Origin of the sequence: Neotabrizicola paludis (assembly GCF_044142105.1) — a bacterium.
In the GTDB taxonomy this organism is placed as follows: Bacteria; Pseudomonadota; Alphaproteobacteria; order Rhodobacterales; family Rhodobacteraceae; genus Pseudogemmobacter.
Map to the genome: position 1 here is coordinate 200,097 of NZ_JBGTYM010000008.1, position 25,422 is coordinate 225,518.

Below are 25,422 nucleotides of genomic sequence, written 5' to 3' on the forward strand. Positions count from 1 at the left end.
CTCAGAACTCCGGCGGATAGACCTTTTCCGCCGCGCGCCGCCCGATCGGCTCGTATTTGCCGTTCGTCACCTTCATCATCAGCATCTGGCTGGCCAGGTTGATGTGCAAATCCGGCGTGAAGGTCGAGGGGCCGGTCAGCAGCGGCTCTTCGGTAAAGCCGTCAAGCGCGGCCTGAATCGCCGTCGCATCCAGGCTGCCTGCCTTTTCGACGGCCCGCGCCCAGGCCTCGACCGCCATATAGCCTGTCACCACATGGCCCATCCGCGCCGGTTCGCCGTATTTTTCCTGATAGCGGGTCATGAAGGCGGCGATCTTCGGATCGGGGTCATTGCCCCAGATCGAGGCATAGACGGCGATGTAGAAATCCGACAGGTCGGGAACCGCCTCGATCCAGTGGCTGCCATCCATCGATTCCGAGGCCAGCACCGGCAGGTCGATCCCGGCCGAGCGCAGCTGCCGCATCATCGAGCCGTTGTTGGTAAAGCCGCACCAGACCACGAAATTGGCATCGGCGCCTTCCGATTTCATCCGCGAGATCTGGCCGGTGATCGCATTGTCGTTCAGGCCGTTCCAGGTGTCTTCGCCGACGATGCTGTCTTCACCCTTCAAATCGACCCAGCGCTTGCGGAAATTGTCGCACAGCGATTTCGTGTATTCGATCGCCGTATCCTTCATGATGTAGACCTTGTCCCAGCCCTGCTGCTCGGCGGCGAACTCGGCCAGCAGCGCGCCCTGGCCGTTGGTGGCCAGCGACATCGTATAGGCCAGGGGGCCCACGCCCTGGACGCCGAACTTGGCATCGGCGGCGCAGCTCGACATGGCGATCTTGCCTTGGGAAATCGCGGTCAGCGCGGCCGGGGCGCCAAAGTCATAGTCGCAGGCCACCAGCACCATCTCGGCGCCGGCATCCAGCACCTCCAGCGCGGCGGTCGGCCCCAGCGAGGGGTCGGATTTGGTGTCACGCACCACTAGCTCCACCGGGCGGCCCAAAAGCCCGCCATTGGCGTTGATATCGTCCACCGCCAGCTCGGCGCCGCGGGCGGCGCCCTTGTCCCATGGTTCCAGCGTGCCGGTCTGGCCGCTGGCCACGCCGATCACGATGGGCCCGTCCTGCGCGCCCGCGGCGGAACCAAGGCACAGCACCAGGACGGTCGAACAGACCGTTGAAAACAGGGTCCTCATCTGAATCTCCTTCTGTTGGGTTGAGAGTTTTTTTTGTTTTTATTCACGTGTTGCGCAGGCGCCGGGTCGCGTCGCGGTCGATCTCGCCGGTCTCGGTCAGGGCGATGCCATAGGTGTCGCGGGCGCGGTCGGCGGTGATCAGACCCTCGCGCAGGTCATGCAGCACCCGGTCCGGCGTCCGGGCCCGGGGGTCGCCAAAGCCGCCGCCGCCGCAGGAATAGGACAGGACACGCTCGTCCGGCGCGATGGTGACCGAGACGACCACCGGCAATTCCTCAAGACTGCCATCGGCGCGCTTGCGGTATTGCCGCGCGCCGCCGGCGCTGGCCCCGCCCGCCGCGCCCTTGGCCGCGTTGATCGTGCCGTCGCTGACCGCATTCACCGTCATCGCGCAGCCATCGGGGCCATATTCGCCCATCAGGCTGGGCGCGCCGGTGAATTCGCCGGCGCCTTCGCTGTCGGTGACCAGCCGGCGCTGATAGCAGCGGATCGGATAGGCCATCTCCAGGATCTCGATGCTGTCGATATACAGCATCCCGGCATTGCCGGCATGGGCGATGGTGATCCAGCTGTCTTCCGTGGGCGTCCCCGCTCCGGCGGTGGCACCCAGGAAGATCTGGTTGACAAAGGGCTTGCCCTTGCGCGGGTCCTTGCCCGAGATCACGGCCATCGTCGCCGGGCTGAGTGCGCCGGTCTCGGCCTGGCCAAAGCGGCTGTCCATCGCGGCAATGGCCGTCTGCACCGCATTGGAAATCCGGTCGGCGACATTGGTGGTGGCGACCGAGCAGCTGGTCGGATGTTGCGGAATGCCCACCACCGCGCCCTCGCGCAGCTTCAGCCGCACCCGGCCGAACGACCCCGCATTGCGCGGCACGGTATGGTCGATCGAGTTGAACACCCCGATCAGCGCCGCCGTCCGCGTGCAGGCCTCGGAGACGTTGATGCCCAGTTCCAGCGCGTCGATATTGTCGGTCAGGTCGATGTCGATGAACCCGTCCTCGGGATCGACCGAGACCGTGGCGTTGATCTTCACCCCTTCGGCGGGCGTGCCGGGCAGCGGGTCATGGGTGGAACTGGAGGTGGCGGTCTTTTTCGGCAGCTTCCCAATCGCCGCCTTCATCCGGTCGGCGCTGTAGCTGAACCATTGCTCGCCCAGCTCCACCAGCTCGTCCCAGCCGAATTCGGCGCCCACGGCGCGGATCTCGCGCTCGGCGATCCGGCCGGCGCCGATCATGCCCAGATAATCGCCCCACCACTGATCCGGCACCCGGATGCGCATCCGGCACATGCGGATGATATCCTCGATATCCTTGTAATCCCGCTGCACTTGCACCGCCGGAAAGATCAGCGCGCCTTCGTTGTAGACATCCCGCGCATGGCCGAAATAGGTGGTCGGGATCGAATTGCCGATATCGGCCTGATGCGCCTTGACGATGGCGGTATAGCGGTGGCGACCGTCATCGTCGAAGACCGGCACCAGGATCGACAGGTCGGCGGCATGCGAGCAGCCGTGATAGGGCGAATTGTGCAGGAAGGCATCGCCCGGCTTCAGATCTGGGTGCAATTCGCACATCGACCGCGCCATCATGTCCGGGCCGACCAGAACGTGGATCGGAATGCTTTCCGCCGTGGCCAGAAGCCGGTTGTCGGCCGTGACGATGCAGCAAGAAAAATCCCGCGCCGTCGCCAAGACGCCCGAGCGCCCGGTGCGCAGAAGCGTATTCGCCATCTTGCGCGCCACCGCTTCCCAGCGGTTGTTCAGGATCGCCAGTTTCACACCGTCGATCACGCCGCCTTTGCGCGTTTCCGCGCCGTGGTTCAGGGGTCGGTTCATGCGCTCTCTCCCAGCAGTTCGATGACAACCGAGCCGGAAGCGACCTTGCGCGCTTCCGATCCGGGGAAGACCACAACCGTGGTAAACGGGCTTTCGACGATGGCCGGGCCGCGCACGCGGTCGTCCTCGGTCATGTCCGAGAAGCTGGCCAGGCGCACCTCGCCCAGGCCGGTTTCGCGGAAATAGCAGGTCCGCCGGGTGGATTTGCCGCCAATGCCGATATTCTGCATCTGGCCGATGCTGCCCGAGCGGATCTTCACCGCTACATCGACGCGCCAACTGACGATTTCGACCGGGGCGCCTTCGTCGCGCACCGCAAACAGCGCCTCATGCGTGTCGTGGAAGGCGGTTTCCAGCGCTGTCACATCCTCGATCCGGTCCGAGGGCAGCGGCACCTCGATATCCCAGACCTGCGAGGGGTAATGGCCTTCGAAGCTGAAGGTCATGCGGCTTTCAATCGCCTGGTCGCCGGTCGCCGCCAGAAAGGCCTCGGCTTTTTCGCGCAAGTCTTTCAGCGTTCTGGCCACCAGCTCGGCGTCAAAGGCATTGGTGCGCGTGGCGGCGATGACACGGAAATTGTTGGTAAGTTCCGAAATCAGCCCGCCGCCCGCCGACAGGGCCGCGCCGACCTGCGGCATCACCAGCGTCTTGCAGCCCAGGCGCCGCGCGATCAGCACCGAGTTGAAGCCCGCCGCCCCGCCGCCGCCGATCAGCACCGCATTGGCCGGGTCAAACCCCTGCGCCACGGTGATGTCGTCAATCGCCTGCACCATGTTTTCGGTCACCACATCCAGGATGGCCGAGGCCGCCTCATAGACCGACAGGCCCAAAGGTTTGGCGATCCGCTCTTCAATGGCGCGCTCGGCCGCGCCCAGATCCAGCGCGATGGCACCGCCCAGGAAATTGTCGGGGTCAAGATAGCCCAGCACCAGCGCCGCATCGGTCACCGTCGGCTCGAACCCGCCTTTGCCATAGCAGACCGGTCCGGGCACCGACCCCGCGCTGCGCGGGCCCACCGACAGAAGCCCGCCCTCGTCGACCGAGGCGATCGATCCGCCGCCTGCGCCCACGCTTTTCACGTCGATCGACGGGAAGCCGGTCATATGGCCGCGGAAGGGCTGGCCGATCCAGGTTTCCCGCGCCCAGGGGATGGTGCCACCCCGGATCAGGCTGACATCATAGGTGGTGCCGCCGGTATCGGCAACGATGGCGTCTTTCGCGGCGCAATCGGCCTCGGCGAAATAGCGGCCGGCGACCGGCGCCATCGAGGGACCGGAATTGATCGAATGGATCGGCTGGCGCGCCACATCCGCCGCATCCAGCACGCCCCCTTGCGAGGTCAGAACCAGCACCCGGCCGGCAAAACCCGCCTCGCGCAGCCGCGCCTCGAGCGTTTCCATATAGGTCGTCATCAAGGGCTTCAGCGAGGCGTCGATCGCCGTGGCCGAGGTGCGACGATATTCGCGCAGGATCGGGTTCACCTCATGCGACAGCGTCACCGGCACGCCGGGCAGATGTTCGGCCAGCAGCGCGCCGATCCGCAATTCATGCACCGGATTGACCACCGACCACAGCAAGCTGACCGCCACCGCCTCGACGCCCCGCGCCTTCATCTCGGCGATGATCGCCAGCAGCGCCGCTTCGTCCAGCGGCTGGTCCACGCTGCCATCATGCAAGACGCGCTCGGGCACTTCGAAGGTCAGGGCGCGGGGAATGTAGGGCTTGGGATAGGGCACGGTGAAGTTGAAAGGCTCGATCCGCCCGCCTTCGCGCAGAACCAGCACCTCGGGATTGCCCCAGGTACACAGCAGCGCCGTCTTCGCCGCCGTGCCGGTCACGATGGCATTGATCGCCCGAGTGGTGCCGTGGATGAAGAGATCGCCCTTGGCCAACATCTCGGTCCGGCTGATCCCGTAATCGTCGGCGGCCACCTGAAGCACGTCCAGCACGCCCCGGATCGGATCGTCGGGCGTGGTCGAGGCCTTGAACATCCGCACGAAACCGTCGTCATCCTCGACGACAAGATCGGTGAACGTGCCCCCGGTATCGGTTGCAAAACGCATAGTCTCTCCTGTTGCTGAAGACCACTTTGGCGTGGCTCTCATTGGTCGGAAGGGCGCGGGCCGGTGGCCCGGCCCCTAGATCGCGGTGGCCGCGGCCCCTTTCAGATCCAGCATCTGCCGCGCCTCGGCGGGGTTGGCGATTTCAAGCGAAAGGTCTTCCAGGATGCGGCGGATCTTGGTCACCTGATCGGCATTGCTTTTGGCCATCTGGCCCTTGCCCAGGTAAAGCGAATCCTCCAGCCCCACCCGCACATTGCCGCCCAGGATCGCGCCCATGGTGCAAAGCCCCATCTGGTGGCGCCCCGCGGCCAGGATCGACCATTGGTAATCCGCGCCGAACAGCTTTTCGGCGGTTTCGCGCATATGCATCACATTGGCCGGATCGGCCGAAATGCCGCCCAGAATGCCGAAGATCGACTGCACGAACAGCGGCGGCTTCACCAGCCCGCGTTCCAGGAAATGCGCCAGCGTATAAAGATGGCCGATATCGTAGCACTCGAATTCAAAGCGGGTGCCGCAGTCGTCGCCCAGATGCTTCAGGATATATTCGATATCCTTGAAGGTGTTGCGGAAGATGAAATCGCGGGAGTTCTCAAGGTATTTCGGCTCCCAGTCATGTTTCCAGTTCGGGAAGCGGTCCAGCATCGGGAACAGGCCGAAATTCATCGAGCCCATGTTCAGCGAACACATCTCGGGCTTGAATTCCAGCGGCGCGGCCAGGCGTTCCTGCACCGTCATGTTATGGCCGCCGCCGGTGGTGATGTTCAGCACCGCATCGGTCGCCTCGGCGATCTGGGGCAGGAATTCGCGGAACACATCGGGCGAGGGGGTCGGGCTGCCATCCAGCGGATTGCGCGCATGCAGATGCAGGATCGCCGCCCCGGCCTGTGCCGCCCCGATCGCCCCGTCGCGGATTTCGTCCGGGGTCAGCGGCAGGTGATCCGACATGGTAGGCGTGTGGATCGAGCCGGTGACCGCACAGGTGATGATCACCTTGCTACCCGATTTCGCTTTCTTCTCGCTCACGACAATGCTCCTTCAGGGGATTCTTCCCGCGCCGGCTGCTTCAGCCGACGCAGTTCTTGCAACTTGCCGGCCAGCCAGGTCTGCCGCGCCGGAATTGCTTTCAGATCAAGTGTTTCGCGCCGGGCCTGGGCAATCAGCGCCGGTGCCTTGCCGCTCCAGCCGCTGGTCGCGCTGCCCCCCGGCGCCGAGGCCGCCAGCGCCGGACCCAGCCGGGCCGCATAGTCGGCGAAGCCGCCGCTGGCGTTCAGGTCCATCACCTCGAACGGGCCGGCAAAGGCCCACCGCATCCCCAGACCCGAGCGCACGGCGCGGTCGACATCCTCGGGGCTGGCCACACCGCCGGCGACCAGCCGCAGCGCCTCTTCCACCAGCGCGGATTGCAGCCGGTTCAGCACGAAGCCCGGCTGGCTGACCTGCACCCGGATCACGTCCTGCCCGAGACCCGTCATCATCGCGGCGACCCGGTCCACGAGGACGGGGTCGGTCGCGGGGGCGGGCACCAGTTCCACCACCGGCAGCAGATGCGGCGGATTGGCGGGATGCGCGACAAGGCAGCGCTGGGGCCGGCGCATCGCGGCAAAAATATCGTCGGGCAGCAGCGCCGAGGTCGACGAGGCCAGCACGCAATCGGCACCCACATGATCTTCGATCGACCGAAACAGCGCCTGCTTCACCGCAAGATCTTCCAGCGCGGCCTCCTGCACGTAATCGGCGCCCGCCAGCGCCTCATCCAGCCCGGCGCAAAAGCGGATGCGGCTCAGTGCCGCTGGCGACAGCTGTTCGGCCAGCCATTGCCGCGCCAGATCCAAGGCCGCTTGCGACATGTCGCAAAGCCGAACCTCGTGGCCGGCAGCGCCGAACAGAATCGACCAGGACCTCCCGATCAGACCCGCCCCGATGACTGCGATAACCGGCTTCGTCATATCTGTTTCCCCATCCGACCAGCGCATCATTTCGAACGAATCGATCTTTTGTCAATAGTGTTATATCACTTAGATAATTTTATAATTTTCAAGATCAATGAACTTTAACCATCTGTAACCAAACACTAAAATATGATTCACCTGAAGGATATAACGGTATATCTAAACCTGACGAGCTTAGCGCTTCGGCAAACGGAATGTGCCAGTTGAGGGGTTTTTCGCTGGCGGCGCCGACAGCCGGAGAGCGGGTTTATCTGTGGTTTTTGTTCCATGCTGCGCTGCAGCATCACTGTCCGATTCTCGGAGAGACACTCAGGGTGCTGTCAAACGAATGCGAACCAGTCTCCGTTTCCCCTACCCTACCCGCCTGTCAAGCAGCGAGAAGGCCGCGCCACTCTGCGAGGGCGGCGGCACGGGTCTGTTTGTAGGCGTTGCGATCTTGGAGGTGGCGCTCGGTCGGAAAGTGGGTGTGGACCGAGGCATGCACTGAAGCGAACTTCTGCAAGGTATTCATGCGGCGGAACGGCAACATCGCCCGTTCTCGTCGGCGAAAAGGCAAGTGTGAATTCTCGGCCCTGTTGGTGAGCCAGCGGCCCATCTCGCGGTCATCGCCGCTGCCAAGTTCTTTCAGGGCAGCGCCGTAAGACCAGAGCCGGTCCGTCACGATCATCTCGGGTCGCCCGTGCCGCTTCATCGATTTCCTGAGGAATTTCAGGGCCGCCTTGCGGCCCCGCGGCCTGGTGATGACGCTTTCCAGCACCTCGCCCTCATGGTCGACGCCCCGCCAGAGGTAGGGCATCTCGTCATTGATCCTCACCTAGACCTCGTCCGCGTGTCCGCGCCAGTGCCGGCGGGCGCGCATCCGGTCAACCCGCATGCCCCTGATCTCCGACGCGAAGATCGGACCGAACCGGTTCCACCACGAGCGAACCGTCTCGTGGCTGTTCTCGATCCCGCGCTCGTGCAGCAGGTCCTCGACGTTTCGCAGCGACAGGGGGACCGGATGGTGAGCATCACGGCAAGGCGGATGATCGACAGGCTGGTCTTGAAGTAGCGGAAGGGGGAGCGGCTGGTCATCCTCGCAGGCTAGCGAACCGCCCCACCCCGCGGCAAGCGCGGTTCCTCCGACAACGCCACTCTGAATCCACACAGGCTAACCTATTGATATAATGTATATGACGCCACTGTCTCACCATGGGGCATACGCCCCGTCGGATCATGCCCCGCTGCCCCGCGGCAAGGACGGTTCCTCTGACAACACCAAATCAGGCTCTTGCTTAGGTGCTACGCTGCAACGGCAGCGCAGGCCCGAACTCCAAGAAGCTTCCCTATTGTATATAGTAATACTTTTGATACTGTCGAGGAGCCACCCTGAGGAGAGTGGCCAAAGTTTCCATCGGGAGGAAAACCATGACGCTTATCAAGGCTCTCGCGCTTGGCGCGGGACTTAGCGGACTTTTGCTTTCGGCAGCCTACGCTGAGGGGCTCCAAGGCAAAGTCGTCGGCTTTTCGCAGATCGGCTCCGAATCCGGCTGGCGCGCGGCCGAGACCAGCGTGACTAAGCAGGTTGCGGCCGACCTCGGGATCGACCTGAAATTTGCTGACGCTCAGCAAAAGCAAGAAAACCAGATCAAGGCGATCCGCGGCTTTATCGCCCAAGGTGTCGACGCTATCCTGGTCGCCCCGGTTGTGGCAACCGGCTGGGAGGAGGTCCTGACCGAAGCCAAGGAAGCCAACATCCCGGTCGTGCTGCTTGACCGTGGCATCGAAGGTCCGGAAGACCTGTACCTGACCTCGGTCGCGTCCGACCAGGTGAAGGAAGGCCGCGTGGCCGGCGAATGGCTGGCGGGCACCGTTGGCGACAAGCCGTGCAACATCGTCGAACTGCAGGGCACCGTGGGCTCGTCCCCCGCGATCAACCGCAAGCAGGGATTTGAAGAGGCTATCGCAGGGAAGGCTAACCTGGTCATCACCCGCAGCCAGACCGGCGACTTCACCCGCTCCAAGGGCAAGGAAGTCATGGAGGGCTTCATCAAGGCCGAAGACGGCGGCAAGAACATCTGCGCGGTCTACGCCCACAACGATGACATGGCCGTCGGCGCCATCCAGGCGATCAAGGACGCGGGCCTGAAGCCCGGGACCGACATCCTCGTCGTCTCGATTGACGCCGTGCCCGATATCTTCGCCGCGATGGTCTCCGGCGAAGCCAACGCCACGGTCGAACTGACCCCGAACATGGCTGGCCCGGCCTTCGCCGCGCTGGACGCCTACCTGAACAACGGCACGTTGCCCGATAAGTTCATCATCACCGAGTCGAAGCTGTACACCCCGGCCGATGATCCGCAGGGCGAATACGACCGCCGCAAAGGCCTCGGATACTAGGTTTCCTCTCCGAGGTGCCGCCGGGCGAAGCTGAGGAGCTTTGCCCGGCGGAATTGCTTTATCCGCAGGATAGGCGGACAGTTACCGGACATAACAGGGAGGCGGGAATGTCTGAAGCAGCCGCAAGGCCGGTGCTTGAGGCGCGGGGGATCGTCAAGGTCTTCGGCCAGCACCGCGCATTGGACACCGTGGACTTCACCGCCAACGCAGGCGAGGTGCACGCGCTTCTGGGGGAAAACGGGGCGGGCAAGTCGACCCTGATCAAGATCCTGACCGGCGCCTACCAGCCCGACGCGGGCGAGCTGCTTCTCGATGGCGCACCCACCTCCCTGCGCGACCCGCTGCATGGCCAGGGCTACGGCATCGGCACCGTCTACCAGGAAGTGAACCTACTGCCGAACCGCTCGGTCGCTGAAAACCTGTTTCTCGGCCGCCAGCCGACCCGCTTTGGCCTTGTCGACCGCAAGAAGATCGACGCCCAGGCGCGTGAGCTTTTGTCGCGTTACGGCCTGGACATCGACGTCCGCGCCGAGCTGTCCGAATTCTCCGTCGCCGTCCAGCAGATCGTCGCCATCGCCCGCGCGGTAGAACTGTCGGGCAAGGTCCTGGTCCTGGACGAACCCACCGCCAGCCTGGATCGGAACGAGGTGCAGCGCCTGTTCGACGTCGTCCGAGGACTGAAGGCCAAGGGCCTGGCGATCATCTTCATCACCCATTTCCTGGATCAGGTCTTCGACCTGGCCGACCGCGTCACCATCCTGCGCAACGGCAAGCGCGTCGCCTCGCAGGCCTTGAACACGCTGAACACCACCGACGTCGTCCGCATGATGCTGGGCAAGGACGTGGCCTTCGAACACCACCCGACCGCGCTGGCCGGCGGCACCCGGGGCGCTGTCCGCGTCGCCTTCAAGGGGCTGAACCGCAAGGGCCTGTCGCCCTTCGACCTACAGGTCCACGAAGGCGAGGTCGTAGGCGTCGCGGGCCTCCTCGGCTCGGGCCGGACCGAGGTCGCGCGGCTGATGTTCGGCGTCGATGGCGCGGACGGCGGCCAGGTGCTGGTCGACGACAAACCCGTGACCATCCGCAACCCCGCCCAGGCCGTGGCCGCAGGCTTCGGCTTCTGCCCGGAAGACCGCAAGATCGACGGCATCTTCGGCGACCTTTCCGTCCGCGAAAACATCATCATCGCGCTGCAGGCCAAGCTTGGGTGGTTCAAGGCCCTGAACCGCGAGGATCAAGTCGAACTCGCCGGCCGCTATGCCGAGGCGCTGGACATCCGCGCAGCGAACCATGACATGCCGGTCAAGCTCCTCTCCGGAGGCAACCAGCAAAAGGTGATCCTGGCCCGCTGGTTGGCCATCGACCCAACCTTCCTGATCCTCGACGAACCCACCCGGGGCATCGACGTCGGCGCCCATGCCGAGATCGTCCGCACCATCAACCGCCTGCGCGAGGAAGGCCTCGCCCTCTTCGTGATCTCGTCCGAACTGGACGAGGTCGTCGCCTATTCCAACCGCGTCGTCGTGATGCGCGACCGCGAGATGGTGGCGGAACTGGACGGCGACCGCATCGCCCCCGACGCCATCGTCCAGGCCATCGCCGGAACGCCCATGGAGACCCGCCCGTGACCCGCCCGACTGTCGATATCCGGCCCACGACCCAGCCCCCGATGCCGCCCTCGCGGCCGCTGACCCATTTCATCACCCGGCCGCAGGTCATCGCGCTGGTCGCCATCCTTTTGGTGAACTGGATCCTTTTCCCCGGCTTCTTCACCATCACCTGGCAGGACGGCCGCTTCTTCGGCAGCCTGATCGACGTCCTGAACCGCGGCGCGCCCGTCGCGATCCTCGCTATCGGCATGACCATGGTCATCGCGACCAAGGGCGTCGACCTGTCGGTCGGCGCGGTCATGGCGATCTGCGGGGCGACCGCCGCCGTCATGGTCACCTCGGGCTATCCCGCCTGGCTCGCTGTGCTGGCCGCCATTGGTGCGGGCCTGATCTGCGGGCTCTGGAACGGGATCCTGGTGACCGTGCTTGAGATCCAGCCGATCATTGCCACCCTCGTCCTGATGGTCGCCGGGCGCGGCCTCGCCCAGCTGATCACCGAAGGCTACATCGTCACCTTCTCTGACCCCCTGCTGATCTTCATCGGCACCGGGTCCTTCCTGGGCTTCCCGATGCCCGTGGTCATCGCCGCCGTCCTGATGATCGCCGCCACCCTGATCGTCCGCCGCACCGCGCTTGGCCTCCTGATCGAGGCCGTGGGCGTCAATCGCTCCGCCGCGCGCTTCGCGGGTCTGTCAGCGGGTGCGCTTCTCCTGATCGTCTACACCTTCGCGGGCTTCTGCGCGGCGATCTCGGGCCTGATCGTCGCCGGGGACATCCGCGGCGCCGACGCCAACAACGCGGGCCTCTGGCTGGAACTCGACGCCATCCTCGCCGTCGTTATCGGGGGCACCTCGCTGATGGGCGGGCGGTTTTCCATCCCGATGGCCGTCCTTGGCGCGATGATCATCCAGGCGATGAACACCGGCATCCTGATCTCGGGCTTCTCCCCCGAATTCAACCTTGTCGTCAAATCGGCGGTGATCATCGTGATACTTGTCCTGCAATCGCCGCTGTCGGCCCGGATCTTCCACCGCTTCCCGGGAGCCGAGAAATGACCCGCAGCCTGCGCCCGCTTCTGGCAACGACCCTCATCTTCCTCTTCGCCTACATGCTGGCGGTCTCCCAGCAACCCGCGATGCTGTCGACGCGTGTCCTTGGCAACTTCCTGACCGACAATGCCTTTCTCGGCATCGCTGCGGTCGGCATGACCTTCGTCATCCTGTCCGGCGGCATCGACCTTAGCGTTGGCGCGGTGATCGGCTTCACCACCGTCCTCGTCGCTGTCCTCATCATGTGGTTGCACTTCCACCCCCTGATCGCCTTCGCCATCGCCCTGATCGTCGCGACCGCCTTCGGCGCAATCATGGGGGCCGCGATCCACTACCTAAAGGTGCCAAGCTTCATCGTCACGCTTGCCGGGATGTTCCTGGCCCGTGGCGGAGCCTCGGTCCTGTCGCCGGATTCGATCGGGATCGATCATCCCTTCTTCACCGCCGCCCAGAAAAGCTACATCGTGCTGCCCGGCGGCGGGCGCCTGACCGTCGTCGGCATCATCATGCTGATCGTCTTCGCGGTGGCGATCCTTCTGGCCCACCGCACGCGGTTCGGCTCTAATGTCTATGCCCTGGGCGGGTCTGAAACCTCGGCCGCGCTCATGGGGGTGCCGGTCGCCCGCACGACGATCTCGATCTACGCGCTGTCGGGCTTCCTTGCCGGTCTCGCCGGGGTGGTCTTCTCGCTTTACACCTCGGCCGGCTATTCGCTGAACGCCCTCGGCGTCGAACTTGACGCCATCGCCGCGGTCGTCATCGGCGGCACGCTGCTGACCGGCGGCTACGGCTTCGTCGCGGGCACCTTCATCGGGGTCATGCTGCAGGGGTTGGTGCAAACCTACATCGTCTTCGACGGCACTCTCAGCAGTTGGTGGACCAAGATTGTCGTCGGCGTGCTTTTGTTTATGTTCATCGTGCTGCAGCGGCTGGTCTTCCGGGCCGGTCCGCGCAGAACCTAGACACGGCCGAACGTAACCATTTGGACCAGGTGACATGAGCGAACCCGGGAGCCTGATCCGAACGCTCTCCGGGCGGCCCGAGGCGCGGAACTTTCATTCCTACGTCATCAACGAGGTTGGCCGTGCAATCGTGTCGGGCGACATGCCGGTGGGCTCCGGCCTGCCCGGCGACGCCGAGATGATGGACCGTTTCGGCGTGTCGCGCACCGTGCTGCGCGAGGCGCTGAAGACGCTTGAGGCAAAGGGCTTGGTAGAAGCCCGCGCAAAGGTCGGCACCCGTGTGTTACCGCAGTCGCGCTGGAACCTGTTTGATCGTCAGATCCTCGCATGGAAGCTGGAAAGCCATCCATCACCGGCGTTTATGGCATCTTTTCGGATCATTCGGGAAAGCCTTGAACTTCAAGCCGCCTCACTTGCTGCGCAGAACCGCGAGGCAGAGCATGTGCGTCTCCTGAACTACTGGCTCAACCAGCGCGCCGCGATGACCCACCAACCCGAACCCTTTGCGATGGCAGAGTTCGAAATTCATCGCATCATTGCAGAGGCCTCGGGCAATCCATTTCTGCGTGCGGCTTCGGCGATCATCGAATTCGGCGTGGTCCACCGCGTTCAGCGGCGCGTCGATCGTGATGGGCATGCGCCGCCGGGTGGCTTGGCATCCGAGCTCGCCCCGGAATTCACGGCAGTCGTCCGTGCCGTTGAACGTGGCGACTCGCAGGAGGCCAAACTGGCGATGTTCCAGATCATCAGCGTTCCGAGCTAACGGGCACGCGCTTCTCTTTGCTTCTTAATGGCGGCAGCTGGCTTGTGCTTCGTTCACGACGGAAGTCTGCTTCCGCCCTGTTCCGCCTTTCGGCCCGTCCGGCCTGTGTGACCAGCCGGTTCGACCTCAGTTCCAACGCGCGCAGACGGGACTTTGATCCAACTTCGATTGCTGCCTCCGAAAATCCTATATTGCGTCAATGTCTTACATCCTGAACACCGAGAGGGCGCAGTCATGAGGGTCGGAGAATATCGGCCCTTGGGGACTGGATTCGAGCAACCTGAACCGCGCCGGGTTTGCCGGAGGCTCCAACTCCTGAGTAGGATGGAGCATCATGAGCAAGACGACGAACAAGTTTTCCGCCGAAGTGCGCGAGCGTGCGGTGCGGCTGGTTCTCGACAATGAGGGTCAGCATGGATCGCGCTGGCAGGCAGTCATGTCGATTTCCGCGAAGATCAGCTGTGCGCCCCAGACCCTGAACGAGTGGGTCAAGAAGGCCGAGGTCGACAGCGGCAAGCGCGCTGGCATCCCGACCGACATGGCAGAGAAGATGAAGGCGCTGGAGCGGGAGAACCGGGAACTGCGCCAGGCCAACGAGATTCTGCGTAAGGCGTCGGCGTATTTTGCGATGGCGGAGCTCGACCGCCGGTCGAAGTGATGGTCAGCACATCGGCCCATGCCGGTTTCGTCCTCGATGCCTTGGAGCAGGCGGTTCATCAACGCCGCCCGGCCAAGGGGACAGGGCTCGTCCACCATTCCGATCGTGGCAGCCAATACCTCTCGATCAAATACATCGAGCGGTTAGCCACGGTCGCAGGATCTGGCGCAGGATGTGGTGGCGCCGCGCGAGGCGGCGGAATGACGGCGCCCGGGCCTGGCAAGGGCAAGGGTCCGCTCGCGCCGCGGCCGGGCTACGAGGTCGGCTATGGCAAGCCGCCGGAGGCCACGCAGTTCCGCAAGGGGAAATCGGGCAATCCCCGCGGCCGCCCGAAAGGCTCGAAGAACAAGCTGCCCGCGCTGAACGAGGAACGGATGAAGGGGATCATCCTGGAGGAGGCCTATCGCAGCATCACCGTGCGCGATGGCGCGCGCAACATCAGCGTTCCGATCGCGCGGGCGGTGCTGCGTTCGCTTGCCGTCAACGCGGCGAAGGGGCAGCACCGGTCCCAGCGCCTCTTCGCGGAACTGCTCTCCGCCGTCGAAACTTCGAACAAGCTTCTGTACGACGAACGGATTGAAACCACGATCACCTACAAGAACGATTGGGACCGCGAGCTGGAACGGCGCCGGGTTCTTGGCATTATCCATCTCGCCGATCCCTTACCGCATCCCGATCACGTCCGCATCGACATGCAGCGCGGCACCGCCCGCATCGTCGGTCCAGCGACGAAGGAGGAGAAGGCGAAACGGGACGCCTGGATGGCGCGCAAGGCCGACTTCGAGGCCGAGGTCGAGGAGCTTCAGCAACTCATCCTGACCGAAGAAGACCCGGGCATGCGCAAGTTCCGCGAAGAGGACCTGGCCAGGTCGAGGAAGATCGTGGCCTTCCTGAACAAGGCCCAAAGAGGGGAAGGGTAGGGGATAGGGCGGCTAAGGGCGGAAAGCCGACTGACGACGCCGCGGCATCGCAGCCGCGGCAATTTGGGTCAGCGGAACTTCGTCCCTCGCGCAGCGAACCCTGACTGGCTCAGGCCTAGCGGGCGGGGAACCTCGAGGCGAGCGACGCTGGCGGCGCCTGACCGAGGAAGCGGCCGACGCTGCAAAATCGGTCTTCCACTTCGGCGATCAGGGATCGGTGGCCAAACCCACTCAGGCCGGGATACCCTGGCTCCGTCGCATCCGTGCCGCTCGACCAGGCGGATGTTCTCGGCCTGCGCCATCCCCGCACAAAGCGCCGGGACCTAAGTCATTGCCGCACGTTTGATCATCGCATTTTCCTCCGTTGATTTGGTTGTGTTCGACTTGCTCAGAACGCCACGCGATCCGCGCCTTTCAGACCAAGGATCTCGCGCGCTTCGTCCGAGCTTGCCACTTCACAGCCCAAATCCTCGACGATGCGGCGGATCTGGGCGACCTGCTGGGCATTCGACTCCGCCAGCTTTCCCCGGCTGATGAACAGGCTGTCTTCCAACCCGACGCGGACATTGCCGCCCATCTGGCTGGCCGTGGTGGCAAGGCTCATCTGTGCGCCCCCTGCCCCGAGAACCGACCAGCGGTAGTCGTCGCCAAACAGCCGGTCCGCCGTGCGCTTCATGAAGATCAGGTTGTCGACCTCAGGCCCGATGCCGCCAAGGATGCCGAAGATGAACTGGATGAACACCGGGGCCTTGAACAGCCCGATGTCCATGCAGAAACGCAGATTGTAGAGATGGCCGACATCATAACATTCATGTTCGAACTTGATGTCATGCGGCGCCAGCGCGTTCGACACCGTCTCGATATCGCGGAAGGTGTTGCGGAAGATGTAGGTGTCGGAATTCTCGACGTAATCCTTCTCCCAGTCGAATTTCCACGTGTCGTAGCGCTTGGCCAGCGGGTGGAAGCTGAAATTCATCGAGCCCATGTTCAGGCTGCACATCTCAGGCGAAAAGCGCAGGGCCGGGGCGATGCGGTCCTCGATCGTGTTCTTCAGGCTGCCGCCGGTCGAGATGTTCACGACCGCGCCCGTGGCCTGCTTGATCCGCGGCAGGAAGGGCGCGAAGGCTTCGGGGTCGATCGTCACGCCGCCGTCTTCGGGGCGGCGCGCATGCAGATGCAGGATCGCCGCCCCGGCTTCGGCTGCGGCAATCGCCTGTTCGGCGATGTCATCGGCGGTATAGGGCAGCGCGTCCGACATGGTGGGCGTGTGGATGGCGCCGGTCACGGCGCAGGTGATGATGGTCTTGGGGCGCTTGGCCATGGCAGATCTCACTTCTGGGAAAGGTCGAGGACGCGACGCGACAACGGGAACAGCTCGGCGCCGAAACGGGCGCGGATCAACCCCCACAGCCCCTTGGGCGCGCGCAGCATCACCAGGATGGCCACCGCCCCCAGCGCGATCAGGTAAAGCGTGCCCAGGTCGGCCAGGGTCTCGCGCAGGGCAAAGAACACCAGCGTGCCCAGGATCGGGCCTTCCAGCGTGCCGATGCCGCCGATCACCACGATGAAGATGACGAAGGCGGTCCAGTCATTGGCGCTGAACGCCGCCTCGGGCGAGATGCGCAGCTTTTGCAGGAAGATCAGCGCCCCGACCAGCGTGGTCAGGCCGGCCACGGCGACATAGACCACGAATTTCGTCCGCCAGATATCGATGCCTAGGCTGCGCGAGGCCAGTTCGTTGTCGCGGATCGCGGTCAGCGCCAGCCCGTGGCGCGAGCGCAGGATCAGGAAGGCAGCCGCGATCACCACGACCATGACGCCAAGGGCAAGCCAAAAGGCCATCGCCTCGCGCAGGTCGCGGCCTTCGGCCAGCGCCTTGACGATCCTCGCCGGCAGCGAGATGCCCGAGCCGCCGCCAAGCGCGGAGACCTGCGCGGCGGTCAGCCGGAAAACCTCGGCGATGACCCAGGTGCCGATGGCGAAATAGGCGCCGCGCAGGCGGAAGATCAGCAGGGCGACCGGCATGGCGATGACGGCGCCCGCCACGGCGGCCAGCGGCAGCGCCAGAAGGATCGGCATGCCCGCCAGCATGGTCAGCCCGAACAGCGCGTAACCGCCAAGCCCAACAAAGGCCTGCTGCCCGACCGACACCAGCCCGGCATAGCCCGCCAGCAGATTCCACAGTGAGGCAAGCGACATGTAAAGGAAGATCTCTCCCATCAGGCGCATCTCGGCCCGGCCGGCCCACCAGGGCGCGGCGGCCAGGCAAAGCAAGGCCAGCGCGGCAAAAGCCATGGCGATCCGGGCGGTGGTCGAGCTGCGGGTGACGCGCATGGCCTAACCCTCCATCTTGGGAAACAGGCCGCGCGGACGCAGCGCAAGGACGATCAGGAAGACGATATGGCCGGCCAGGATCTGCAGGCCCGGACTGACCTGCCCGCCAAGCGCCTGCGCCACGCCCAGGATCACACCGCCCGCCAGCGTGCCCCACAGGTTGCCCAGGCCGCCGATGATCACCGCCTCGAAGCCGAAGATCAGCCGGCTGCCGCCGATGGCAGGGTCGAAGGCGGTACGGATGCCCAGGAAGATCCCGGCGACCGCGGTGACCGCAAGACACAGCGCCATGGCCAGGCCGAAGACATGGGCGCGGTTCAGCCCCATCAGCTGCGCCACTTCCTGCCGGTCCGAGGTGGCGCGGAAGGCGCGGCCCAGCGCAGTGCGGTAGAACATCCATTGCAGCGCGCCGATGATCACCACGGCGGTCGCAAACATGATCAGGGGCAGCACGCCCACCGTCAGCCCGGCCACACCGATGCTGGCGGTTTCCAGCGCCCCGGCCTGCAGCTTTTGCGGATCGGCGCTGTAGCCCATCAGAAGCGCGTTTTGGATGATCACCGACAGGCCGAAGGTCACCAGCAGCGGCGGCAGAAAATCGTCGCCCATGGTGCGGTTCAGGATCCCGCGCTGCAGGACATAGCCGAAGGCCCCCATCACTGGCACCACGATCACCAGCGCAAGCAGAGGGTGCAGACCCAGCGCCGAGGTCACGGTCAGCCCCAGATAGGCCGCCAGCACGATCATGTCGCCATGGGCGATATTGACCAGCCGCATCACGCCGAAAATCAGGCTAAGCCCGGCCGCGAACAGGGCATAAAGCCCACCCAGCAGCACGCCCTGAAGGATCGCATTCACCCAGTCCATCGCGTTCAGACCCCGAAATAGGCGCGGGCGATATCCTCGCGCGTGACCTTGTCCGAGGCGCCTTCCAGCGAAACGCGCCCCTCTTGCAGGCAATAGACGCGCGAGGTGACCGACAGCGCCTTGGCGATATCCTGTTCCACCACCACGGCTGCCATGCCCTGCCCGACGATGCCGGGCAGCGCCTCGTAGATCTGGCGGATCACCACCGGTGCCAGGCCCAGGCTGATCTCGTCCATCAAGATCAGTTCGGGATTGGCCATCAGAGCCCGGCCGATGGCCACCATCTGCTGCTGCCCGCCCGACAGCGAGGTCGATTGCTGGTTGCGCCTTTCCTGCAGGATCGGGAACAGCCGGTAGACGGCCGCCAGGTTCCAGGGCCCCTTTCGCCCGGTCTGGCCGCCGATGATCAGGTTTTCCTCGACGCTGAGCGAGGGAAACAGAAGCCGCCCCTCGGGCACCAGCGCGATGCCAAGGGCCGCCACCTGATCAGCGCGCATCCGGCCGATGGGCTGGCCCTTCCAGCGCAGCGCTTCGGGCGCGTTGCGGATCAACCCGGCGATCGAGCGCATCAGCGTGGTCTTGCCGGCGCCATTCGCGCCGATGATCGCCAGCACCTCGCCCTCGGTCACCCGGGCGTCGATGCCGTACAGCGCCTGGAAATCGCCATAATGCGCATCCAGCTTTTCAAGGGTCAGAAGGTCAGGCATCGGCTTCGATCCCCAGATAGATCTCGCGCACTTCCTTGCTGTTCATGATCGCTTGCGGTTCGCCCTCGGCGATCTTGCGGCCGAAGTCGATGACGATCAGCCGGTCCACCACCGCCAGTAGCGCATGCACGACATGTTCGATCCAGACGATGGAAACCCCGGTCTGGCGGACATTGCGGATCGTCTCGACCAGCGAGTGACATTCGCCTTCGGTGAGGCCGCCGGCGATTTCATCCAGCAGCAGGACCTTGGGCCGGGCACAAAGCGCGCGCGACAGTTCCAGCCGTTTGCGTTCCAGAAGCGTCAGCCCGCCCGCCAGCACATTGGCCCGCCGCAACAGCCCGGTGCGGTCCAGCACATCCAGCGCCACTGCCTCGGCCTCGGCCACGCCCAGGCCCGCGCCCTGCATCGCGCCGACCAGGCAATTCTCGAACACGGTCATGCCGCCGAAAGGCTGCGGCACCTGAAAGCTGCGGGCGATGCCCGCCCGGCAGCGCCGCGCCGCCGGCCAGCGCGTCACATCCTGCCCGGCCAGCCGGATCGTGCCGGCATCGGCGGCGATGGTACCGGTGACAAGATTGAACATCGAGGTCTTGCCCGCGCCATTGGGCCCGATCACGCCAAGCGCCTCGCCTTCGTCCAGCGCCCAGCTTTGGTCGTCGGCGACCGTGACGGCGCCATAGGCCTTTTTCACGCCCGACAGGCTGAGGATTTCGGCCATCGCGGTCTCCGTCCGGGGAAAAAGGGCCCGCCCCCCAGGGGCAGGCCCGGATCGCATCACAGCAGCTTCAGTTCGCCCGTGACCGGGATTTCGGGCGCGGCGGCATTGGCGATGATCTTCAGATCGAAGCCCTCGCCTTCCTTCTGCCATTGGCCGGCGACCAGCGGCGTCTTGGTGACGTTCTTGACCGGCCCCTTGGCCCAGTTCACCGGCCCGACGATGGTCTGCAGATCGGTCGCCGCGATGGCCGCCACAATCGCCGCCGGATCGTCCAGATCCTCGGCCCGCGCCACGACATTGGCCGCCACTTCGAACAGCGCATGCTTGAAGCCGATGGGCTGGGTCCAGGGCCGGCCCGTCGCAGCGGTGTAGCCATTGGCCAGATCGGCCGCACTCGCCCGGGTCAGCGAGGAGGAGAACGGGTGATGCGGCGTCCACCAGATTTCCGAGGACAGCCCGTCGCCCTGATCGCCTAGGCTCTGGATCACGCTGGGAAACAGCAGCGCCTTGCCGATGGTCACGACCTTGGGTCGGAAGCCCTGCTGGGCCGCCTGGCTCCAGAACGTGCCGAAATCGGGGGGGATCATGTTGCCGGTGACGATCTCGCAGCCCGCCGCCTTGAAGGCTGCGATCTGGGCGCTGAAATCGTCGCTCATCGGCTGGTAGCGGCCCGGATCGGTCAGCGCATAGCCGGCGGCGGCCAGGGGCTTGGGGAAGCCAAGTTCGGAATCCCCCCAGGCATTGCCATCGGCATCGTTGGGAAACAGCCCGCCCACCGTCTTCGCCGCACCCGACTTGCCCCAAAGGTCAAGGAAGGCGCCGATCACGTCTTCCAGGCCCCAGAAGAAGTGATAGGTGCTTTCGAAACCGGCATCGGGCACGCCGCCGCGGCCGAAGAAATAGGGCTGCCAGGGGCAATCGGTAGTGATGCAGGGCGTGCCGTTGATTTCGGCCTGATCCGAGACCGGGTTGACCGTGTCGGGGGTCGAGGCGGCGACGATGATGTCGACCTCGTCCGACAGGATCAGCTCGCTTGCCACCTCGGCCGCGCGGTTCGGGTTCGACTGGCTGTCCTTGGACAGGATCTCGATCGTCCAGGACGTGCCGTTGTTGTCGATCCCGGCTGCGAATTTTTCGGCCACCGCCTGCAGGATATAGTCGTCAGCCTCGGCAAAGCCGGCCAGGGGGCCGGTGCGCGGACTGACATGGCCGATGCGCAGGGTCGGGGTTTGCGCATAGGCGCGCGTCGTTCGCAGGATCGCCGGCGCGGCCAGCAGGGCCGATGCCCCGGTCAGGAACCGGCGCCGATTGGTCAGCAGTGTCATTTCATCCTCCCATGAAATGCCGGGCGTCTGGCGCCCATGATTGCCTCAGTCTTCCAGTATGCCCTCCAGCGCGCGCAGATGGCGCACGACCTTTTCCCGCAGGGCCTTCGCCTCGTCCGGCGACCAGCGCCGGAAGCCCTGGCCGGATTTCATCCCCAGCCGACCCTCGGCCACCAACTGGCGCAGCAGGGGCGCAGGGCCGGGCCGGTGTTCCAGATCGGCCAGGACGGTGTCGTGAATGTCCAGCGTCAGATCGGTTCCTACCAGATCGGCGTTTTCCAAGGGCCCCAGAACCGCCAGCCTGCGCCCGAAGCTGGCCTTGATCACCGTATCCACCGCTTCCGCATCGCAGATGCCGCGTTCGACCAGGCTGATCGCCTCGCGCCACAGCGCATGTTGCAGCCGGTTGCCGATGAAGCCCGGCACGTCCTTTTCCACCCTGACCGCCGTTTTCCCCGCATCGGCCAGAAGGCCCATCATCGCATCCATCGCCTGGTCCGACGTGTCGGCGGTGCGGATCACCTCGACCAGCGGAATCAGATGCGGCGGGTTCCACCAATGCGTGCCAAGCGCCCGGCTGCGGTCTTTCAGCCCCGACATAATCTGGGTGATCGGCATCACCGAGGTGTTCGAGGCCAGCACCGCCGCAGCCGGGGCATGGGCCTCGATCTCGGCGAATATCGCCTGTTTCAGGGCCATCTTCTCGGGCGCGGCCTCGAAGACGAACGCGGCCTCTTTCACCGCACCCGCGATCCCGTCGAAGATCTCGATCTTCTTCAGGATCGCCGCGATGCGGTCGCCGGTCTCGCCCAACAGCCGCAGGCTGTCGACGATCCGCGCGGCGACCGTGTCGCGCGCCGCCGCCACCGGATCCGTGATCGCCACATATTGCCCGGCCCGCGCCAGCGTCAGCGCGATGCCATGACCCATAAGGCCCGCGCCGATCACCGCCGTCTGGATGTTCTTGCGCATGGATCAGCCTGCCGTATAGCCGCCATCGGCATAAAGAATGTGCCCGGTGTAGAAATCCGACGCGCGCGACGACAGGAACAGCAGCGGCCCCGCCAGATCCTCGGGCTCGCCCAACCGGCCCTTGGGCACCCGGGTCAGAAAACCCTGACGCACCGCATTCGCATTGTCCGTCTCTTCGAACATCCAGGCGGTCAGCGGGCTGCGGAAGACGGTGGGCGCAATCGCGTTCACGGTGATCCCGGTCGGCCCCAGCTCGCAGCCAAGCGCCTTGGTGATGCCGTCCACCGCGGCTTTCGAAGCGCAATAGGCGGTATAGCCGGCCGGATGCCCCAGAAGTCCGCGCGCAGACGAGACCAGCACGATCTTGCCGCCTTCGCCTTGCGCCTTCATCTGCCGGGTCGCGGCCCGGGCCAAAAGCCAGCTTTGCGTGACATTGGCGTCCATGACCTGGGCAAAGATCTCGGGCGCCATCTCGTCGATCTTGGCCACCTTGTTCATGCCCGACGCCACGACAAGAATATCCAGTCGGCCGAAGACCCCGACCGCCTTTTCGACCAGCGCGGCGCAGGCGGCCTCGCTGTCGGGGCGGGCATTCGCCTCGACCACCTCGGGGCCGCCCTCGCGGCATTCGGCGGCGATGGCGGCCAGATCGGCGGCCTTGCCGGCAGCGAGGACCAGCTTGCAGCCGGCCCCCGCTAGCACCCGCGCGGCCACCATGCCGAAGGCGCCCGAAGCGCCGGTGATCAGCGCGACCTTGCCCTTGACGTCGAACATCGACAACGGATCGGACAGGCTCATCACGTCACCTTTGCGGGATAGGGGATCACGACCAGCATCTTGCAGACATGGTTCGAGCGGTTGACGATCTCGCGGATCTCGCCCGGGGCGATGGTGCAGCTGTCCATCGGGCCCAGCACCACCTCGCGTCCCGAAGCCAGCACCGTCATCTGGCCTTCCAGCACAAGATAGACCTTTTCGAAAGGCGTGGAATCTGGCCCGGCGCCGCCGCCCGGCAGGAACTGGGAATAGCCCAGCCACTGGTTTTCCGGCCCGCCCGCCTCGAACCCCTGAAGCCGAAGTCCCACCACGCCATGGTGGTTGGGGGCCTCATAGGGCTGTGCATCCTGAAATCTCTTGACCAGCATCCGGCAGTCCTCCCTAACCACCAAATCCTCTTCATCTCGGCGAAAACATCCCGCGGGGGTTCAGGGGCGGCGCTTGCCCCCGCTGCCGCCCTCAGAAACTCTCGCCGCGTTCGATCCGGTATCCGCCGGTCTTGTCGATCATCGCCACAAGGCGGATGATGCAGCCATCGCCACGATCCCAGTTCCAGGGGAAGAAGGCGAAGGTGCAGCGCTTGCCGGTGACGGCATCCAGATCGCCACCCACATTCTCGATCCCCAGGATCCCGTTCTTGAACAGGATCTGGTGGACCGGCTCCCATTCCGGGAAGTCCTTCTTCCAGTCGCCGCCGCCGGTATGGTCGCGCCATTCCTGCTCCAGATGCGGCAGAAGCGGGCCGTTGCGCTGCGGGCCGATTGCCGTGGCCAGCGGGTGATCATTGGCCTGGGTGTCATGGCCCACGACCTTGACGCCCTTTTCCACCATCCATTCGCCGGCCGATTTCACAAAACCGGGGCAATAGGCGAAATAGTCGCCATCCTCGTATTGCTTGTGCCAGCCGGTGTTGATGATCAGCACATCGCCCTTGCGGATCGACTTGCCGCAGGCGGCCTCAAGATCGTCGCCGGTGATGAATTCCCATTTCTTTTTGGGCATGCCGACCACGATGCCGGTGCCGAAGAAATGGGGCAGCGGCACTTCATCGATGAAGGGCGTGCCCTGGACCACATGGGCCGGCGCGTCGATATGGGTGGTCGCATGCATCGTGGTGGTGATGCGTTGCGACAGTACGCCCGACTTGGCCATGTAATGGATGCGCTCGATCTTGGTGTCCTGGAAATAGGGCCAGTTCGGGTTCTGGAAACCGAAGCGATGGCTCAGGTTGTAGAACTCCAGCCCCATGCTGTTGTCGAGGTTGCCCTCGAATTCAATGCCCCGGACCTTGACCATGGCAAATCTCCTCCGCTCACCGCAATGCGATGTTTTTTCAAACCGAATCCGCAGGAAGGCTCCTCCCACCCGTCCCGCATATTGATGCATTCGAACCACATTGCGGTCAACAACAATCTTGCAATGCGGGCAAATTGCACCGTATGGTGGGACGCGCGTCCAGGGAGTGCAAAAAGCTGCAGATGACAAAGCCAGAGGAACTGACCGAGGATCGTGCCGAAGGCCGCAGCGGTATCCAAGTCATCGCCCGGGCCGCCACAGTGCTGCGCGCTCTGAAGGGCGTCACCGGCGGACTGAGCCTGGGCCAGATTGCCGAACGGGTGGACCTGCCGCGATCGACCGTGCAGCGGATCGTTCAGGCGCTGCAGGAGGAGAGGCTCCTGATCACTTCGGGAACCCCCGGGGGCGTGCGCTTGGGCCCTGAACTTCTCGCGCTTGCCGGCGCGGCGCGGTTCAATGTCGCGGAACGCTGCAGGCCCTGCCTGCAATCCATAGCGGACGAAACGGGAGAGACTGTCGACCTTTCCGTCATGCGGGGAGGGCGCATGATCTTTCTTGACCAGATCCAGGGCACGCACCGCCTGCGCGCCGTTTCCGCTGTGGGCGAAGCCTTCCCCCTGACGACCACCGCATGCGGTTTGTCCTGCCTGGCGCTTCTTCCGGATGCAGAGGCGCGCAAGCTAGCCGAAGACGAATGGATGCGGCTTGGCATCGCCCCCTATCCGGCCGAGTTCAACAGGGTGATTCAGACCACGCGCGCGCGCGGTTTTGCGGAAGACAATGAAAAACATACTGCGGGGATCAGCGCGCTTGGCTTTGCCTTCACTGATCTTGTGGGCGATCTGCACGCGATTTCAGTTCCGGTACCCACCTCGCGCTTTCCCCAACAGAAAGAGCTGGTGACGATCGCTCTGGCAAAGGGCAAGGCGGAGATCACGCGCATACTTGGCGGCTGACCCGGACCTGCACCGGTTTCGGCCCTCAATCGGTCGCGCTGACTGCTCGGCTCAATGAAATCGGTCGTCCGGTAACCACGCCATTCTTGGCCGA

The 25,422-nt window shown here is 64.6% G+C and carries 22 protein-coding genes and 2 pseudogenes; 8 read left to right on the forward strand and 16 right to left on the reverse strand.

What is annotated here, in order from left to right:
- Position 1 precedes the first annotated feature (1 nt).
- The 6 genes and pseudogenes from ACED67_RS16960 to ACED67_RS16985 all read right to left on the reverse strand — a co-directional run bounded on the left by ACED67_RS16960 (position 2) and on the right by ACED67_RS16985 (position 8,106).
- Positions 2–1,183, reverse strand: a complete 1,182-nt coding sequence (locus ACED67_RS16960; RefSeq protein WP_395542898.1) for an ABC transporter substrate-binding protein — start codon at positions 1,181–1,183, stop codon at positions 2–4.
- A gap of 43 nt (positions 1,184–1,226) precedes the next feature.
- Positions 1,227–3,017, reverse strand: a complete 1,791-nt coding sequence (locus ACED67_RS16965; RefSeq protein ID WP_395542899.1) for a hydantoinase B/oxoprolinase family protein — start codon at positions 3,015–3,017, stop codon at positions 1,227–1,229.
- Positions 3,014–5,080: a hydantoinase/oxoprolinase family protein gene (locus ACED67_RS16970; RefSeq protein WP_395542900.1), complete on the reverse strand. Its 2,067-nt coding sequence runs from the start codon at positions 5,078–5,080 to the stop codon at positions 3,014–3,016. Before ACED67_RS16970 ends, ACED67_RS16965 begins: the two co-directional genes overlap by 4 nt.
- Before the next feature lie 75 nt (positions 5,081–5,155).
- Positions 5,156–6,106: a 3,5-dioxohexanoate:acetyl-CoA acetone transferase gene (kce, locus tag ACED67_RS16975; RefSeq protein WP_395542901.1), complete on the reverse strand. Its 951-nt coding sequence runs from the start codon at positions 6,104–6,106 to the stop codon at positions 5,156–5,158.
- Positions 6,103–7,029: a 3-hydroxyacyl-CoA dehydrogenase NAD-binding domain-containing protein gene (locus tag ACED67_RS16980; RefSeq protein ID WP_395542902.1), complete on the reverse strand. Its 927-nt coding sequence runs from the start codon at positions 7,027–7,029 to the stop codon at positions 6,103–6,105. The genes kce (ACED67_RS16975) and ACED67_RS16980 overlap by 4 nt, the downstream gene beginning before the upstream one ends.
- Positions 7,030–7,399: 370 nt before the next feature.
- Positions 7,400–8,106 (reverse strand): annotated as a pseudogene (locus ACED67_RS16985) (IS6 family transposase).
- 333 nt (positions 8,107–8,439) lie between these two features.
- Here ACED67_RS16985 and ytfQ point away from each other — a divergent pair.
- From ytfQ to ACED67_RS17020, 7 genes and pseudogenes are all read left to right on the forward strand, one after another.
- Positions 8,440–9,411 carry a galactofuranose ABC transporter, galactofuranose-binding protein YtfQ gene (gene ytfQ, locus ACED67_RS16990; RefSeq protein WP_395542903.1) on the forward strand — a complete coding sequence of 324 codons (972 nt, stop codon included), beginning with the start codon at positions 8,440–8,442 and terminating at the stop codon, positions 9,409–9,411.
- A gap of 107 nt (positions 9,412–9,518) precedes the next feature.
- A complete protein-coding gene (locus ACED67_RS16995; RefSeq protein WP_395542904.1) occupies positions 9,519–11,039 on the forward strand; it encodes a sugar ABC transporter ATP-binding protein in 1,521 nt (506 codons plus the stop codon).
- A complete protein-coding gene (locus ACED67_RS17000) occupies positions 11,036–12,076 on the forward strand; it encodes an ABC transporter permease (protein WP_395542905.1) in 1,041 nt (346 codons plus the stop codon). Before ACED67_RS16995 ends, ACED67_RS17000 begins: the two co-directional genes overlap by 4 nt.
- Positions 12,073–13,032, forward strand: coding sequence for a galactofuranose ABC transporter, permease protein YjfF (yjfF, locus tag ACED67_RS17005; RefSeq protein ID WP_395542906.1), 960 nt, complete (start codon positions 12,073–12,075; stop codon positions 13,030–13,032). Before ACED67_RS17000 ends, yjfF begins: the two co-directional genes overlap by 4 nt.
- Before the next feature lie 34 nt (positions 13,033–13,066).
- Positions 13,067–13,795: a FadR/GntR family transcriptional regulator gene (locus ACED67_RS17010; RefSeq protein WP_395542907.1), complete on the forward strand. Its 729-nt coding sequence runs from the start codon at positions 13,067–13,069 to the stop codon at positions 13,793–13,795.
- Positions 13,796–14,129: 334 nt separating this feature from the next.
- Positions 14,130–14,602, forward strand: a pseudogene (locus tag ACED67_RS17015) (transposase); the annotation flags it as partial.
- A gap of 51 nt (positions 14,603–14,653) precedes the next feature.
- Positions 14,654–15,373 (forward strand): DUF5681 domain-containing protein, encoded by a 720-nt coding sequence (locus ACED67_RS17020; RefSeq protein WP_395542933.1) that lies wholly within the window; start codon positions 14,654–14,656, stop codon positions 15,371–15,373.
- 388 nt (positions 15,374–15,761) lie between these two features.
- On the opposite strand, the gene kce (ACED67_RS17025) is transcribed toward ACED67_RS17020, so the two are convergent.
- The 10 genes from kce (ACED67_RS17025) to ACED67_RS17070 form a co-directional block, all read right to left on the reverse strand.
- Positions 15,762–16,694, reverse strand: coding sequence for a 3,5-dioxohexanoate:acetyl-CoA acetone transferase (gene kce, locus ACED67_RS17025; protein WP_395542908.1), 933 nt, complete (start codon positions 16,692–16,694; stop codon positions 15,762–15,764).
- Positions 16,695–16,702: 8 nt separating this feature from the next.
- Positions 16,703–17,707 carry a branched-chain amino acid ABC transporter permease gene (locus tag ACED67_RS17030; RefSeq protein ID WP_395542909.1) on the reverse strand — a complete coding sequence of 335 codons (1,005 nt, stop codon included), beginning with the start codon at positions 17,705–17,707 and terminating at the stop codon, positions 16,703–16,705.
- Positions 17,708–17,710: 3 nt separating this feature from the next.
- Positions 17,711–18,574, reverse strand: coding sequence for a branched-chain amino acid ABC transporter permease (locus ACED67_RS17035; protein ID WP_395542910.1), 864 nt, complete (start codon positions 18,572–18,574; stop codon positions 17,711–17,713).
- Positions 18,575–18,579: 5 nt separating this feature from the next.
- Entirely contained in the window at positions 18,580–19,281 is a 702-nt protein-coding gene (locus ACED67_RS17040; protein ID WP_395542911.1) for an ABC transporter ATP-binding protein, read from the reverse strand.
- Positions 19,274–20,002, reverse strand: a complete 729-nt coding sequence (locus ACED67_RS17045) for an ABC transporter ATP-binding protein (protein WP_395542912.1) — start codon at positions 20,000–20,002, stop codon at positions 19,274–19,276. Before ACED67_RS17045 ends, ACED67_RS17040 begins: the two co-directional genes overlap by 8 nt.
- 56 nt (positions 20,003–20,058) lie before the next feature.
- Positions 20,059–21,327 carry an ABC transporter substrate-binding protein gene (locus ACED67_RS17050; protein WP_395542913.1) on the reverse strand — a complete coding sequence of 423 codons (1,269 nt, stop codon included), beginning with the start codon at positions 21,325–21,327 and terminating at the stop codon, positions 20,059–20,061.
- A 45-nt stretch (positions 21,328–21,372) separates the two neighbouring features.
- On the reverse strand, positions 21,373–22,299 hold the full coding sequence (locus tag ACED67_RS17055; RefSeq protein ID WP_395542914.1) for a 3-hydroxyacyl-CoA dehydrogenase family protein: 927 nt from the start codon (positions 22,297–22,299) through the stop codon (positions 21,373–21,375).
- Between the two features lie 3 nt (positions 22,300–22,302).
- Positions 22,303–23,097, reverse strand: coding sequence for an SDR family NAD(P)-dependent oxidoreductase (locus ACED67_RS17060; protein ID WP_395542915.1), 795 nt, complete (start codon positions 23,095–23,097; stop codon positions 22,303–22,305).
- Positions 23,097–23,444: a cupin domain-containing protein gene (locus tag ACED67_RS17065; protein ID WP_395542916.1), complete on the reverse strand. Its 348-nt coding sequence runs from the start codon at positions 23,442–23,444 to the stop codon at positions 23,097–23,099. Before ACED67_RS17065 ends, ACED67_RS17060 begins: the two co-directional genes overlap by 1 nt.
- A 91-nt stretch (positions 23,445–23,535) precedes the next feature.
- A complete protein-coding gene (locus ACED67_RS17070; RefSeq protein ID WP_395542917.1) occupies positions 23,536–24,372 on the reverse strand; it encodes a cyclase family protein in 837 nt (278 codons plus the stop codon).
- A 143-nt stretch (positions 24,373–24,515) separates the two neighbouring features.
- Between ACED67_RS17070 and ACED67_RS17075 the strand changes: the two genes are divergently transcribed.
- Positions 24,516–25,328, forward strand: a complete 813-nt coding sequence (locus tag ACED67_RS17075) for an IclR family transcriptional regulator (RefSeq protein ID WP_395542934.1) — start codon at positions 24,516–24,518, stop codon at positions 25,326–25,328.
- The last annotated feature ends 94 nt before the right edge of the window (positions 25,329–25,422 follow it).

Bases quoted from the DNA above. Each gene is read 5' to 3' on its own strand.
- ACED67_RS16960 (WP_395542898.1), bottom strand. From the start codon at position 1,183: ATGAGGACCCTGTTTTCAACGGTCTGTTCGACCGTCCTGGTGCTGTGC.
- ACED67_RS16965 (WP_395542899.1), bottom strand. From the start codon at position 3,017: ATGAACCGACCCCTGAACCACGGCGCGGAAACGCGCAAAGGCGGCGTG.
- ACED67_RS16970 (WP_395542900.1), bottom strand. From the start codon at position 5,080: ATGCGTTTTGCAACCGATACCGGGGGCACGTTCACCGATCTTGTCGTC.
- ACED67_RS16980 (WP_395542902.1), bottom strand. From the start codon at position 7,029: ATGACGAAGCCGGTTATCGCAGTCATCGGGGCGGGTCTGATCGGGAGG.
- ytfQ (WP_395542903.1), top strand. From the start codon at position 8,440: ATGACGCTTATCAAGGCTCTCGCGCTTGGCGCGGGACTTAGCGGACTT.
- ACED67_RS16995 (WP_395542904.1), top strand. From the start codon at position 9,519: ATGTCTGAAGCAGCCGCAAGGCCGGTGCTTGAGGCGCGGGGGATCGTC.
- yjfF (WP_395542906.1), top strand. From the start codon at position 12,073: ATGACCCGCAGCCTGCGCCCGCTTCTGGCAACGACCCTCATCTTCCTC.
- ACED67_RS17010 (WP_395542907.1), top strand. From the start codon at position 13,067: ATGAGCGAACCCGGGAGCCTGATCCGAACGCTCTCCGGGCGGCCCGAG.
- ACED67_RS17020 (WP_395542933.1), top strand. From the start codon at position 14,654: ATGACGGCGCCCGGGCCTGGCAAGGGCAAGGGTCCGCTCGCGCCGCGG.
- kce (WP_395542908.1), bottom strand. From the start codon at position 16,694: ATGGCCAAGCGCCCCAAGACCATCATCACCTGCGCCGTGACCGGCGCC.
- ACED67_RS17030 (WP_395542909.1), bottom strand. From the start codon at position 17,707: ATGCGCGTCACCCGCAGCTCGACCACCGCCCGGATCGCCATGGCTTTT.
- ACED67_RS17035 (WP_395542910.1), bottom strand. From the start codon at position 18,574: ATGGACTGGGTGAATGCGATCCTTCAGGGCGTGCTGCTGGGTGGGCTT.
- ACED67_RS17040 (WP_395542911.1), bottom strand. From the start codon at position 19,281: ATGCCTGACCTTCTGACCCTTGAAAAGCTGGATGCGCATTATGGCGAT.
- ACED67_RS17045 (WP_395542912.1), bottom strand. From the start codon at position 20,002: ATGGCCGAAATCCTCAGCCTGTCGGGCGTGAAAAAGGCCTATGGCGCC.
- ACED67_RS17050 (WP_395542913.1), bottom strand. From the start codon at position 21,327: ATGACACTGCTGACCAATCGGCGCCGGTTCCTGACCGGGGCATCGGCC.
- ACED67_RS17055 (WP_395542914.1), bottom strand. From the start codon at position 22,299: ATGCGCAAGAACATCCAGACGGCGGTGATCGGCGCGGGCCTTATGGGT.
- ACED67_RS17060 (WP_395542915.1), bottom strand. From the start codon at position 23,097: ATGAGCCTGTCCGATCCGTTGTCGATGTTCGACGTCAAGGGCAAGGTC.
- ACED67_RS17065 (WP_395542916.1), bottom strand. From the start codon at position 23,444: ATGCTGGTCAAGAGATTTCAGGATGCACAGCCCTATGAGGCCCCCAAC.
- ACED67_RS17070 (WP_395542917.1), bottom strand. From the start codon at position 24,372: ATGGTCAAGGTCCGGGGCATTGAATTCGAGGGCAACCTCGACAACAGC.
- ACED67_RS17075 (WP_395542934.1), top strand. From the start codon at position 24,516: ATGGTGGGACGCGCGTCCAGGGAGTGCAAAAAGCTGCAGATGACAAAG.